Origin of the sequence: Quyinboa ferrireducens (genome assembly GCF_042436675.1) — a bacterium.
In the GTDB taxonomy this organism is placed as follows: Bacteria; Bacteroidota; Bacteroidia; order Bacteroidales; family UBA5342; genus JBHJHP01.
On the sequence record NZ_JBHMVA010000015.1, the window covers coordinates 16,878 to 30,931 of the forward strand.

The 14,054-nt window shown below is 36.6% G+C and carries 9 protein-coding genes; 5 read left to right on the top strand and 4 right to left on the bottom strand.

The window, feature by feature from the left end; translation table 11 throughout:
• Positions 1 to 70 precede the first annotated feature (70 nt).
• Complete coding sequence (lysS, locus tag ACE01N_RS17195; protein ID WP_380591711.1) at positions 71 to 1,807, top strand: lysine--tRNA ligase; 1,737 nt, start codon at positions 71 to 73, stop codon at positions 1,805 to 1,807.
• A 1-nt stretch (position 1,808) separates the two neighbouring features.
• A complete protein-coding gene (locus tag ACE01N_RS17200) occupies positions 1,809 to 2,807 on the top strand; it encodes an NAD(P)H-dependent glycerol-3-phosphate dehydrogenase (protein WP_380591713.1) in 999 nt (332 codons plus the stop codon).
• A gap of 94 nt (positions 2,808 to 2,901) precedes the next feature.
• On the opposite strand, the gene pgi is transcribed toward ACE01N_RS17200, so the two are convergent.
• The 3 genes from pgi to ACE01N_RS17215 form a co-directional block, all read right to left on the bottom strand.
• Positions 2,902 to 4,551, bottom strand: coding sequence for a glucose-6-phosphate isomerase (gene pgi / locus ACE01N_RS17205; RefSeq protein WP_380591715.1), 1,650 nt, complete (start codon positions 4,549 to 4,551; stop codon positions 2,902 to 2,904).
• Positions 4,552 to 4,759: 208 nt separating this feature from the next.
• On the bottom strand, positions 4,760 to 6,472 hold the full coding sequence (locus ACE01N_RS17210) for an erythromycin esterase family protein (protein WP_380591717.1): 1,713 nt from the start codon (positions 6,470 to 6,472) through the stop codon (positions 4,760 to 4,762).
• Positions 6,473 to 6,748: 276 nt separating this feature from the next.
• A complete protein-coding gene (locus tag ACE01N_RS17215) occupies positions 6,749 to 7,108 on the bottom strand; it encodes a hypothetical protein (protein ID WP_380591719.1) in 360 nt (119 codons plus the stop codon).
• Positions 7,109 to 7,296: 188 nt separating this feature from the next.
• Between ACE01N_RS17215 and ACE01N_RS17220 the strand changes: the two genes are divergently transcribed.
• Positions 7,297 to 8,031, top strand: coding sequence for a LytR/AlgR family response regulator transcription factor (locus tag ACE01N_RS17220; RefSeq protein WP_380591721.1), 735 nt, complete (start codon positions 7,297 to 7,299; stop codon positions 8,029 to 8,031).
• A 10-nt stretch (positions 8,032 to 8,041) separates the two neighbouring features.
• Positions 8,042 to 10,156, top strand: a complete 2,115-nt coding sequence (locus ACE01N_RS17225; RefSeq protein ID WP_380591723.1) for a sensor histidine kinase — start codon at positions 8,042 to 8,044, stop codon at positions 10,154 to 10,156.
• Positions 10,157 to 10,384: 228 nt separating this feature from the next.
• Here ACE01N_RS17225 and ACE01N_RS17230 read toward each other — a convergent pair whose 3' ends face one another.
• A complete protein-coding gene (locus ACE01N_RS17230) occupies positions 10,385 to 11,755 on the bottom strand; it encodes a T9SS type B sorting domain-containing protein (RefSeq protein WP_380591725.1) in 1,371 nt (456 codons plus the stop codon).
• Positions 11,756 to 11,947: 192 nt separating this feature from the next.
• Here ACE01N_RS17230 and ACE01N_RS17235 point away from each other — a divergent pair, with 192 nt between their 5' ends.
• Complete coding sequence (locus ACE01N_RS17235) at positions 11,948 to 14,029, top strand: putative porin (protein WP_380591727.1); 2,082 nt, start codon at positions 11,948 to 11,950, stop codon at positions 14,027 to 14,029.
• The last annotated feature ends 25 nt before the right edge of the window (positions 14,030 to 14,054 follow it).

Sequence of the window (14,054 nt, forward strand, 5' to 3'; positions counted from 1 at the left end):
GTTGCCTTTTTTCATTTTATCATTGCAGGTTTATTATCTTTGCAAAACTTTTTTAAAAAGGGAATTGAATATGTCAAATAATCTTCAAACAGAACTAAGCGAACAGGAATTAATCAGAAGAAACAGCCTTGATGAATTAAGAAGTCTGGGCATTAATCCTTATCCGGCGGAAAAATTCGAAGTAAGCCATTACTCTGCGCAGATTAAGGAAAGTTTTAAGGATGACGAAGATTTTGGTAAGGTTACCCTGGCCGGTCGTATTATGAGCCGCCGTATTATGGGGAAAGCGTCTTTTGCCGAATTGCAGGATGCTGAAGGTCGTATTCAAATGTATATTTCCAGGGATGATATCTGTCCCGATGAAGATAAAACCTTATACAATACTGTATTCAAAAAGTTGCTGGATATTGGTGACTTTGTAGGTGTTACAGGTCATGTATTCAGGACCCAGGTTGGTGAGATTTCTATTCATGTGGAATCCCTGACCGTTTTGGCAAAGTCGCTGAAACCTTTGCCAATAGTAAAAACAAAAGAGGGAAAAATTTACGATGCATTTTCTGATCCTGAAATGCGTTACCGTCAGCGCTATGTTGATCTGGTTGTAAATCCCGGTGTGAAGGATACTTTTGTTAAACGTACAAAACTGATCAACTCCATTCGTGATCTGTTTAACAGTAAAGGATATCTTGAAGTTGAAACGCCGGTGTTACAGCCAATTCCGGGTGGTGCTGCTGCCCGTCCGTTTGTAACACATCACAATGCCTTAAATATTCCATTGTATATGCGTATTGCCAACGAGCTTTACCTGAAACGGTTGATTGTTGGAGGCTTTGACGGCGTATATGAATTTTCCAGGAATTTTCGTAACGAGGGGATGGACAGAACCCATAACCCTGAGTTTACAGCTATGGAAATTTATGTAGCTTATAAGGATTACAACTGGATGATGGACCTGACCGAAGAGCTGGTTGAAAAAGTTGCATTGGATCTTCACGGTTCAACCAAACTAAAGGTGGGTGATAAAGAAATTGATTTCAAACGTCCTTATAAACGCATCACAATGCTTGATGCCATTAAAGAGCATACAGAAATAGACATCTCAGGAATGAATGAGGATCAGCTTCGTGAAGTTTGTAAAAAAATAGACGTGGAGGTGGACGAAACTATGGGTAAAGGGAAGATCATTGATGAAATATTCGGTGAAAAATGTGAAGGAAGTTACATTCAGCCTACGTTTATCATTGATTATCCGGTTGAGATGTCGCCATTGTGTAAAAAGCATCGTAGCAATCCTGAACTTACCGAACGTTTTGAATTAATGGTGAATGGTAAGGAACTGGCTAATGCTTATTCAGAATTAAATGATCCGATTGACCAGCGTGAACGGTTTGAAGAACAGTTGAAGCTCTTGGAAAAAGGTGACGATGAGGCGATGTTTATTGATCAGGATTTTCTGCGGGCACTGGAATATGGTATGCCACCGACGTCCGGAATGGGAATCGGTATTGACCGTTTGGTGATGCTAATGACCAATCAGCAGGCCATTCAGGAAGTGTTGTTTTTCCCGCAAATGAAACCCGAAAAACGTTCTGTACCGGATAGTGATGAAAAATTTATTGAGCTTGGAATAGCACCGGAATGGGTGGATGTGGTTCGTAATTTAGGTTATAAAAAGGTAATACAACTTAAAGAGGTAAAGGCATCTAAATTTTTTAACGACCTTTGCGGATATAACAAAAAGAATAAACTGGGCTTAAAAAATCCATCTATAGATGAGGTAAATTCATGGTTTGCCTCATTTGAATAACATGGAAAAATCGGGTGCGAAAATAGGGATTATAGGAGGAGGTAGCTGGGCTACTGCTATTGCCAAAATGTTGCTTGAAAATGTTGAGCGCATTAACTGGTATATGCGGGATAAGGATAACCTGCAACGCTTTAAAGTACTGCAGCATAATCCGTCTTATCTTACTATGGTTCGCTTTGATACCGATCGGCTTTTTTTGAATTGCGATATCAACAAAGTGATTGAAAAGTCTGATATTCTTATTCTGGCCATTCCTTCGCCTTACCTTAAGCCTGCACTCAAAAAGATTAAGGTTTCTATAAAGGACAAAATTGTTTTTTCGGCCATTAAAGGAATTGTTCCTGATGAAAATATGATTATTGGGGAATACATCAATCAGGAATTTCAGGTTCCCATCGAAAATATTGGTGTCATAACCGGGCCTTGCCATGCTGAAGAGGTAGCCATGGAGCGGTTGTCTTACCTTACGCTGGCTTGCCAGAACCGTGAGACAGCACGAATGATGGCACAGATGCTTGGCAGCCATTACATTAAAGCTAATATTTCCGATGATATTTATGGAACGGAATACGCATCTGTACTGAAAAACGTATTTGCTATAGCAGCCGGTATTTGCCACGGATTGAATTATGGTGATAATTTCCTTGCCGTGCTGATCTCAAATGCTATTCAGGAGATTAAACGGTTTGTTGATACGGTTCACCCGATATCCCGTGATATAAAAGATTCGGCATATCTCGGCGATTTACTGGTGACCTGTTATTCGCAGTTCAGCCGGAACAGGTCGTTCGGAAACATGATAGGGAAGGGATATTCGGTAAAAAATGCCATATTGGAAATGCACATGGTGGCAGAAGGCTATTATGGTGTGAAATGTATTAAAGAGATTAACGAAAAGTACAAAGTTTCGATGCCCATAACTGATGCTGTTTATAACATTGTTTATGAACGCATTTCACCGGCCATTGAGATCAAATTATTGCATGAGAATTTACGATAGGTGACACATTAAGAAAAAACAGTATGTTTTATCTATATAATAAAGAGAGGCGATCTTTTCAGACCGCCTCTCTTTATTTATTGTATGTAATCTCTTAACGCATGGCTTTATAAGCATTAATCAATCCGTTGGTTGAACCATCATGAGCTGTCACTTCTTCTTCACCTGAGAGTTCTGGTAGAATCTGATTTGCCAGTTGCTTACCTAATTCAACGCCCCACTGATCGAAACTGAATATGTTCCAGATGATACCCTGAACAAAAATCTTGTGTTCGTACATGGCAATCAAAGAACCCAGCGTGCGTGGCGTAAGCTGTTTAAACAAAATAGAATTTGTTGGTTTATTTCCTTCAAATACTTTAAATGGCAGCAAGTCTGCAATTTCTTTGTCGGATTTGCCCGCAGACCTTAACTCAGCTTCAACCTGTTGAGGCGTTTTACCTACCATTAAAGCTTCTGTTTGCGCAAAGAAGTTTGCCAAAAGTTTTGGATGGTGGTCACTCAGTGGATTGTGGCTGATGGCAGGAGCCATAAAATCGCAAGGAATTAATTTTGTTCCCTGATGAATCAGCTGATAAAAGGCATGCTGGCCATTGGTTCCCGGTTCACCCCAGATAATTGGCCCGGTTTGATATGTAACTTTTTCCCCGGTACGATCTACATACTTTCCGTTACTTTCCATATTTCCCTGCTGGAAATACGCTGAGAAACGATGCATGTACTGATCGTATGGCAAAATTGCTTCGGTTTCCGCTCCGTAGAAGTTATTGTACCAAAGTCCTATTAATGCCAGTGTTACAGGGATGTTCATGTTGAAATCTGTAGATTTAAAATGCTTATCCATGACATGGGCACCTTCCAGCAATTCAATGTAATTGTCGAATCCAATGGCACATGCGATGGATAGACCAATTGCTGACCATAGCGAGTAACGGCCTCCAACCCAGTTCCAGAACCGGAACATGTTTTTGGTGTCGATACCGAATGCAGAAACAGCTTCAGCATTGGTAGAAAGCGCAACAAAATGTTTAGCAACAGCCTTTTCATCTTTCGCCGCTTTCAGGAACCATGATTTTGCCGAATGAGCATTGGTCATTGTTTCCTGAGTGGTAAATGTTTTTGAAGCCACAATAAACAATGTTGTTTCAGGGTTGACCTTTTTCAAAGTTTCTGCTATGTGTGTTCCGTCAACATTTGATACAAAATGCAGGTTCAGATTTTCCTTTTTATAAGGTTTTAGTGCTTCTGTAACCATCAAGGGTCCAAGATCGGAACCGCCAATACCAATATTTACAATGTCGGTAATAGCTTTTCCATTGAACCCCTTCCATGTACCGGAAATAATGCTTTCAGAAAAAGCTTTCATTTGATCCAGCACTTTGTTAATTTCAGGCATTACATCCTTTCCGTCAACCAAAATCGGCGTGTTGCTTCGATTTCTTAATGCTACATGCAATACAGCACGACCTTCTGTCTGATTTATTTTTTCACCGGAAAACTCACTTTCTATGGCTGATTGCAGTCCGCATTCATTGGCCAGTTGAATCAAAAGTTCCAAAACTTTGTCGTCAACTATGTTTTTTGAGTAATCGACTAATATATCTTCGAATTTCAGGGTGTATTTTTTAAAGCGATTTTCATCGTTTGCAAAAAGATCCTTCATCTGGGTCCCTTTAAATTTTGCAAAATACGCCTCTAATTCTTTCCAGGCTTTTGTGCTGGTTGGATTGCTGATTGGTAACATAATATTTATCTTTTTTATTATTTTTTTATCGAATTGATATGAACCGGTTGTCCGTTATTATTTTGTGTTTGCAAAGATATAACAGATTATTAAAAGTTGTGTGTTTTGGCTGTTTCAATAGAGAAAAGTAAAATTTCTTAACAGGGTTTAAGAATTTAGGTATTTGCGGAGGGTTTCACCATAGTTGAAGCCCTCAATAAGCTAAATATTATTGGGATAAAACAATTTCTATTGGGGTACATTCTTTTATATAAATAATTCCATCGCATCGTGTCTTAAAATTACACGTAACGAATTGATTAAAATCATTAATACGTCCACCAATGCTTCTGATCGTTATAAGCTCAGGTATATCTTTTGATATATCATTTGTATTTACATAACAATTGTTCATATTCTTAAATAAAAATTCTATTGAGCTGTCATCGGGTTTCTGAAGTTTATTTATTGAATTTGGTTGAATGAAAAAGGATCCGGACTGGTTAGTACCACCTCCAGTTATTTCCGCAATAACGAAATATTTATCTTTAAGTTCATCTGCTAACATACTTCCAACAGTCTTAGTTAAAGGATCATTAAGGAACGTTCCTTTCCCTAAATGTTCAAAGTGACCACATATTATAGTTTTTTGACATGATTCGTTTTTATCTGGAGGGATCAACTTTATTATATTATGATACATTATCAAGTCCCTGGATTTATTGTTAGATCGGCTATCATAAACACTATTAAAATCAATTATTTTTTTCACGATAAATTGTAATGAATCATAATATGTAGCCCCCATTTTATCAACCAGAAAATCTTGATTTTTATTAATAATATCCACCGCAGTTTTTATATTATGCGATTTTATATTGTTATCTATTTCATTAATAATTGGAAAATTAAACTTTCCCAGATATTTATGTATATATGTGCGCCACTCATGAGACACATCCATACCTAAAACAACAACATTATTGTCATGTTTTAAATTATACTCTTTTAACCATTTGAACAGTTCAATGTTTGAAATTGCATAATTGTAGTATTGGGCAAAGTGTTTCCTGTAGTTCATTAATATACGTTCATCAGAAATTTCTCCATTAATGAATTTATTTGCTTCATTCATATAAAAGTCAGGAGCTTCTAAAATAACTGTAGTGTAATTGTACTTTTTGATCAAGTATTTTATTAAAGAGTTTCTGTAAAGTACCATTTCTTTAGCTCCGTGTACGGTTTCTCCAATGCCCACAACATTGTAATTTTCAAAGTCAGTTAAAGAATCTGACAGAGAAAGCTCGGAATCCTTTTGCCACAAAAATGATTTTTCGATTATTCTATTCCCAAAGATTTGCGAATTTGAAATTTCTTTGTTCCTGAGAATATTAATGCTTTCTCCATTTTGTGTAACGTTCAGGTTATCAACCCAAATTTCAGAACCTTTTCCAATTATAAACTCTAAAAATAGTAGTTCACAATCTGCGTTTTTTAATTTAAAATTATAATTTGTCCAATCAATCGACGGGTGGAATGCCAGGGAATCTTCAATAACAATTTGTTCATTTTGGTCGAGTAAGTATGCTTTTATCATACAATTCTGAATCTTCTTCCCTTTTAAGTAAATAGAGATTTTAATTTCATTATTTGTAGGACAAATACGTACTTTTTGAAAAATTCTTAGTCTACCAGTAGATGATTTAAGATTATTTGGATTTATTATTGAACATGAAGAATTACCCTCAAATTTATTTATAGTATCTTTTCTTATCTTAAAGTAAGTCCCACTGATTTCCCAGCTAAATTCATTATTGTTTTCTGAATAATTTCTTTCAAAATTAAAATTATAGGGATCATTGCTTTCTTTTTTTGAATTTTTATTGCAAGAAGTAAATATTAACAGACATAAAGAATAGATTAAGGTAAGTTGTAATTTCATAGTCTTTAAATTTAAGAGGTAATCAGACAATAAAGAAAATAAAAAAATCACTGTTGTCAGGCTAAAAATCAATATTATTTAAAGATTCTTCGCTTCATTTTACTACGCTCAGAATGACAGTCTTTTAGGTCCATTCTCCAGCCGAAAGCCATCAAATGCCTGTCATTCCGAGTGAAGCGAGGAATCTCTGAAGCTTTACCCGGACAACAAGAAAAAATAAAATTTCGGTTGGATAGATGCATTATGCCCTAAGCGAAATGAAATAGATTGGAGAAATCAATTACAATCACCGTCCAGTATCTCAGTTATTCTGATTTTTGTTTTGGGTAAACTATCCAATGTGCATAAGCCGGCAGTTGTGAAGCGGGAGACCTGTATGTAATTCAGGTTTAGTGTATCTCCTTTATGAAAACCTGTTGGAAGATTTTCTGCCAAAGCACAGTTAGAATAAGTAATTTGGGGTGATTCAAAAATATTTATCCAGGCTTCACCAAATGATTCATTTGCACTGATAAACTGCAATACCGACCCGGCGCAGGTTGTTGCCATTACTCTTGCCGTAAGACATGTTTTTTCGGTTTTCTTTTCACAACTCACTAATGCTATCAATGCCAAAACAAAGATGATTTGCTTCATAATAAAAAATTGAAAGTATGTATTTTCAACCTTAAAGTTACAATATTATGCGGGGTGCAAAAAATGAATATAGCCGCACTTTTATATTTTGAGTTAATATGTTGTAAAACATTAGGTTGAATGGCTTTCTCATTCTGAAAATTGTCAGGATACTGCTATCTTTATATTGATTCAAAATAACCGGTATTATGATAAATGAAGATGATCAAACAAAAATTCGTGCCCTGCTGGTTGATGATGAATATGAAGCCAATGAATTGCTTAAAACCTTAATCAATAATACAGGTATTGCCGAAGTATGTGGTGTTTTGACCGATCCCATGGATCTGGACCGTCAGATTCAGTTGTTAAAGCCGGATATATTATTTCTTGATATAGAGATGCCTGGTATATCAGGGATTGAGGTGCTTAAGAAAATCCGTTCGGTAAACCTGGAACTTCATGTGGTTTATGTAACAGCTTTTGATGAATATATGCTGGATGCGCTAAGGCTAAATGCATTCGACTATTTGTTGAAACCTGTTGATCGCAAGGAACTGTATGATACGTTAAACAGAATAAAACCTCTGATTAAAAAAAGAGACGAAGAGAATAAGTTTTTCTACGGGAAAATTAAAATTCCTACAAATTCGGGAATTGAATTGCTCGATCCTTCTCAGATAATTTATTTGCAGGCAGAGGGCACTTATACTCATGTTATATTAAAAGATAATGAGGTAATCTTTTCCAGTTTCAATCTTGGCAGAATAAAAAATGATCATTTGCCTGCAAACGGATTTTTACAGATCAGCAGAAGCTGCGTGGTTAATGTTTCATATCTTAAGCGTGTAGAACGGCATAACCTGGAAATAATTCTTATGGGCGATAGTGGAGAAGATATTAATTTGAAGTACTCACGTAACTATTTACAAAACCTGTTGTAATATTTTAGCAGTGATCAGGTTTACAACCATTATAAAGCATCCGTTATTCATTACATCCATTGTTGTATTGGTACTTATCTGGCTTTTGCCATTTCCTTTTGCACAGTATAAATTGGAGACAACATTCAAGGTTTTGAATAATGAAAGTGTCAGTCGGGTTTACTATGATCTGGACGAGGACGGTATCTCTGAATTTTTCAGGTTCAGATCATCTGCTCTTACCGGAAATGGTACCCAAATGTTCGTGTCAAAAGCGAACGGTAATATTATGTACCAAACGCAGTACGAAGAAAAGTATGGAGATGTAGCAAGTATTGATGAGTTTTACTTTGAAGATCTTTTTGATACCGGATATATAACAACAGCTTTTTTTACCCGTAGTATCGATTCTGTTTATCTGTTTGTTTTTTCCATTCATGACAGTACGCATAACGTATATGGTTACCCGGTAAAACAAAATACCAGTGGAGAGCATGGACCTTCAAAAATCAGATGGTTGGGATTCAGAAAGAATGAGAAGCAGGAAGTGCTGTTATACTTTTGGGGTGACGACAGCGAAAGTCTGGGATCAAGTGAAATTATGTGTTTTAATGTGAGCACCAGGCAAATGAATCGTTTCCGTTTTGATTCCATGAATCCGCAGGTAGAAGTAACAACAAATGATCAGCATGAGTTTTCTATTGTTATTAACACAGTTTCAAATCGTCACATTCGCGAGGCTTTTGCCTGGGACTATGGCGAAATGGAATGCCGTTATATGGTTCTTGATAAGGATTTTAATTTTTTATTTGATCCGGTAATACTAGCGGAATCATATGGATATGCTGATTTAGTGGTTATGGATGATGCCGAATCGGGTTCCAAAGATATATACTTATTCCTGTGGGATTTAAGCATTGATTCAAATAACCGGAAGTTGGTTAAGGTGAGCCTCACCGGAGATGTTATTTTTGAAGCGGATCTGAATGTTGATCAGATAATAACGGATCTTTTGCTTATTCAGGATAAGGAGGACGAGTTATATATTAAGACCGAGGGGAGGCAGTACTGGTTGGTAGATAAATCAAACGGAAGTTTAAGTCAGACCCTTTTTGCACAGGTTAATCTTGACGGATACGATTATATAACATCTGTTCAATTGGATAATAAGCCCGACAAAGAACATGTGCTTTTTAGTAATATTTCGAATGAACTGATTGTTTACCGAAAAGGATTTAAGAATCCGGCATCAATAGAAATAATGGATGAAGATTTTTATTTTGATCAGTTTTCGGTGAGAAAGGGTAGCATATATTCCATAATTATTCCCGGAGAAATTTATATCAATCGTTTGACCTATAGAAGTACTGTATGGGTTTGGCTTAAATACCCTTACTGGCTCATGGTTTTCCTGTTGTTAAATCTGATTGTGTGGTTGAGAAGCCAGTTGACCCGGAAAAGAGAACTTGAACTGAAAGCCATTGAAAGTAAGATTACCGATTTGCAATTAAAAAACTTTCGGAATCAACTTGATCCGCATTTTACATTCAATGCCTTGAATGTTATTGGATCAGTTATTTATAAGGAAGATAAGGACGTGGCTTACGATTACTTTACGCGATTTTCCAGGTTGATGCGTTTCAGTTTGATAGACAGTACCAATATTACCCGCGAACTGGATGCAGAAATACAATTTACAATGGATTACCTTGAATTTCAGAAATACCGGTTTAAGGACAAATTTGATTTTAAGGTAATTACAGGTCCCGGAGTTGAACGGAAAATGCAGGTCCCCAAGATGCTGATACAGGGCTATGCAGAGAATTCGGTTCGGCATGGATTTTACCAGATTGATTACCCTGGGCTAATAGAAATTAGTATTGAAAAAACACCTGAAGCAACGGTAATCTTAGTAAAGGATAACGGAATTGGAAGAAAAAAGGCCGCAGAACTTCATACAAGTAAAGGGAGTGGTATTGGAATGAATGTGATGCAGGAACAGATTAATCTTTTTAATAAGTATAACGTTCGCCATATTGTAATTTCGGTTACCGATCTCGTACTGGATGGCAAGGCGAAAGGAACGATCGTAAAAGTGTCTATCCCACACCAGTTCAGCTTTGTAATAGCAAAACCTACCAAATAAAGGTTGTATTATTTTAATTCATTAAATGAGAACCTGTCTTCAATAAACAGATTTGAATCTTTACGGCTGATTAAAAAAAATATATGATATTTGCTACAGTTAATAAAGGTTAAATTAGGTTATACAATACGCCTAGACCACCTTAGAAAGTAAGTTCGTCCCGGAAAGATTCGTTCAGTTTCAAAAACCCTTCAGAGATTCCAAGTCCTGGAGGGTTTTTAACTTGTATTATTTGGAGTCTTTTGAGCGAATAATGTTCAGGTCGCGTTTTATTTTCCATTTTTCACCATCGGTTCCGGTTGCTGTAATTACATAGTAGTAAACACCCGGTGAAACATATCTCCCGTTATAACGTCCGTCCCAGCCAAGTTCAGGATCAGTCCATGTAAAAACCCGGCGTCCCCAGCGGTTATAAATTGCGCCACGAAATGTTTCCGGTTTCAGGGATTTATACACCACTTTAAACTGACCAGCCTCTTCACTGGCACCAAATCCAATGATCATAATGTTGGCGGCATCAAGGTACGATGAAACAATACGCACTTCTTCTTTATCACTTGCGTGGCAATAGTCATTACTTACAGTGACCCGGACAAGATAGTCTGCTTCTTCGTTATCATTTACGTCATTTCGGAACTCATATCGGAACGAGTCAAGTGCAAACGTTATTTTCTGGGAATCGGCTTCACTCATGGCAAGAATTTCCCAATCGTAAAATTCAACCTTTGAATTAGCTCCCTTTGTTGAGAAGTCAACATTTAAAGGTGCGCTTCCTTTGATATCACCGGTAACAACTTTTTCGAATTCGTTATTATTATCCCTTTCTATAATATTGGCGACAATGCTTTCAAGTTTTACTGCAACCGGAATATATAAGGTGTCATTTTCAACTTCAGTATTAAATGAAGTAATACCTTCGAATAGTGATTCTGCAAGCGTTGCCTTTATACGTGTATCTTCGTATGGTATATTAGGCGCAAATAAATTGATTTTAAATTCTTTACTGTCAAAAGTAAGTGATGGAACCGAACTCCAGTTTATGCTTTGATATCGAGTGAGCCGGACAATTTTATTCTGTATCGGATCACCTACCAGAATAGTGTCTGAGCTTGTGAAAGCTTCCACTTTAATAAATGAGCAACTGTCTGCACCATCCTTTGATTTATCATAAACCACAACAGAATCTACCCTCGGTGTATATTCCTCATAATCAATAACCCATATTTGTTTTGTTATGGAATTACCTGTAGGTCCTATCTCTACCTGATAACCTCCGGGTTCGGTTATGGACAAAGTGGCTATCTTTTGGTTCGAAACAATAGAAGACGGTATTAATGAAGGAGTTGTTACAGCACCATCCTGAATCGTAAACCTGCTCCATGAAAAGTCTGTGGTGTCTGAATTGGTGTATTGCAGGGTTACATTGTTGAGGTTTTGAACAACAAATATTGTATCCAGTCCTGAGGCACTTATATTATCACCTGAATTAAGAAGAGTTCCGGTGTTCAGACTAAACTGTGCAAATACTGAAGTAGATAATAAACAGAGTGTTATTAATACCGGTTTTGTCAGATTCATTATGTTGAATTGTTTACGCATAAAACGCAAATTTAGTCCTTTTATTTTTACATCAAATTACCAGTGTAAATTATCAGAGTAATATTGCATTATCATCGTTGAATTGCCAGCAGATTAAATTTAGACACGGGCAATAATAAGTTTTTTGTTAAAGTTTTTAAAGTAAGTGTGTCACAATAAATGACAAGTGTTAATTTAATTATATTTGTGCCCATGAATTTAAGAGCCTTAATATTAGTTGGTTTATTCTTTTACTGTATTTCCGTTTTACAGGCGCAGGAACTTGTAAAACCTGGGAGTGATGAACAAAAAGAGGGAACAACATATGTGGGGCCTAAAAAATTGGAAGTAAAGGAAAAAGAGTCGAAAAAAGCAGAAATATTTTCATGGAAGATTGATCCGAACAATCTGGACACATTTCATATCGCCTTTGATACTGCCATGAATGATTTTTTTGTTTATTACCCTATATACCGTACAAGTATTGCAAATGCTCATTTGGGAAATCTTGGCAGCCCTTATCAGTCGATGATTTATTTTGATCGCCCGGTGGATCTTCCGTTTCTTTTTATGGATGTTTACCGTGATTATATGAAAATGCCTGAAGATTACAGATTTTATAATACCAAGACCCCTTATACCAGTTTGAATTACTGGACAGGTGGCCCAAAACTACAGGCAGAGGAGCAGGTAAGGATTATACATTCCCGGAATATTCATAAAGACATCAATATAACAGGGTATGGAAATTATATTTACGGTAGGGGATTTTACGACCGTATGTCTACCAAGCACCTGAATTTCTCTCTGTCAACATCCATTTTGAAACCAAGGTATGTCCTCTACTTTATTGGAGGGATAAATAATCTGCAGAATTTTGAAAACGGTGGATTTGCAGATGATCGTTATATCTCAGATCCTTATGCAGTATTTGCTGACAGAAGAGCATCGAGAGACTATGCCACGTTTCAGGTTAATCTTAATAATGCACAATCACAGTTAAAAAACCGTTTTCTTTATCTGAACCACGAATACAGAATAGGATACAAAAAGGATGTAGAGCTTGAGGATACAATAGTCAAGGAATTTGTGGCTGTTAACACAATAGGACATACATTTAAATACTCAGAGTATTCCAAAAACTATGTTGAAGGTTCTCCATTACCAACCAACGGTTTTTATCAGAATAATTTTATTAACAGTGCAACTACTTTGGATAGTACGTATCGCAGGGTTCTGGAAAATAAAATTAAGCTGTATTTTGAAGAAGGTTTAAATAAATATATGCCTTTTGGATTTGGAGCTTACATTAAAAATGAACTGATCCGTCAGGAAAATAATTCATGGTCATTCATGCCGGATTCTGTGTTTAACTACGGATATTCACAGGCTAAGTCTATTTATAGCACAATGGTTGCCGATTCTTCAAAATTTGAATACATGCGGCATTCCAATGACACTACTTATGCTAATACTTCATTTGGAGGTCAGATATTCAGAAGAAAAGGGAAAAACTTCTTTTTTGAAGCAGGTGCCGAAATTTACTTTTTGGGGTATCGACAGGGAGACTATAGTATTAAGGGTGAACTGACAAAATGGTTTGCAGTTCTGGATTCTGCCTCATTAACCCTGAATGCTGATTTTTCTAAAACAACGCCCGATTATTTTCTTAATCATTACGCATCAAATCATTTTTGGTGGAATAATGACTTCAAAGATGTGTTTGAGCAACGTCTGGAAGGTGAACTTAAAATTCCTTCATGGCATGCAGGAGCAAAGGTTAAGCTCAATACAATTGTAAATTATATTTATTATGATACAGCTTCGTTACCGCGTCAATATACTTCTGGATTGCCTTTAGTTGAAGCGACGCTTTACAAAGACCTTACCGTTGGGAAATTTCATTGGGACAATATTGCAACCTATCAGATAACAGGAAATTCGGACGTGTTACCATTACCGGATTTGGCTGTCAGATCTAATATTTATTATAAAAATACGTATGCTAATGTGCTAAGGTTTCAGATCGGGCTGGATAATTATTATCATACATCTTACTATGTCCCGGCTTATATGCCTGCAACCGGAAGGTTTTACAACCAGCATGAACTATTAATTGGTAATTTTCCAATGACCCATGCGTATGCGAATTTTCAGATCAAACGGATGCGTTTCTTCATTATGTATTACAATGTATTGAAAGATGTAATTCCACCACGGTATTTTTCAGCCCTCCATTATGGGTACAATCCGCGCTTTTTGAAAATAGGAGTCTCCTGGAATTTTTATGATTAGTACGTAAAATCCAAATTGGGATTAT